The organism is Psychromonas aquatilis (assembly GCF_038155185.1).
GTDB lineage: Bacteria > Pseudomonadota > Gammaproteobacteria > Enterobacterales > Psychromonadaceae > Psychromonas > Psychromonas aquatilis.
Genome location: NZ_JBAKAZ010000315.1, coordinates 1 through 223 on the forward strand (window position 1 = coordinate 1; position 223 = coordinate 223).

Genomic DNA, 223 nt, shown 5'->3' on the forward strand with positions numbered 1-223 from the left:
GATTTCTCTGCATTGTACTCGGAAGAGCTAGTTGCTGTGATTCAAGTTAAACGAGAAGATAAAGAAGCTGTATTGAATTCCTTAGCTGGACACGGTTTATCATCTAACTCGTTAGTGATTGGTTCAATCAATATTACTGACCAAATTGAGTTCTTACGTGATGGTGTTGAAGTATTAACAGCTATACGTTCTGAATTCCGTGGTTTTTGGGCTGAAACAACAC

The 223-nt window shown here is 38.1% G+C and carries 1 protein-coding gene; it reads left to right on the plus strand.

The annotated features are described in order from the left end of the window. Positions 1 to 223, plus strand: a 223-nt coding sequence (locus V6256_RS15695) for a hypothetical protein (protein WP_341599158.1), incomplete at both ends; no start/stop codon positions are given.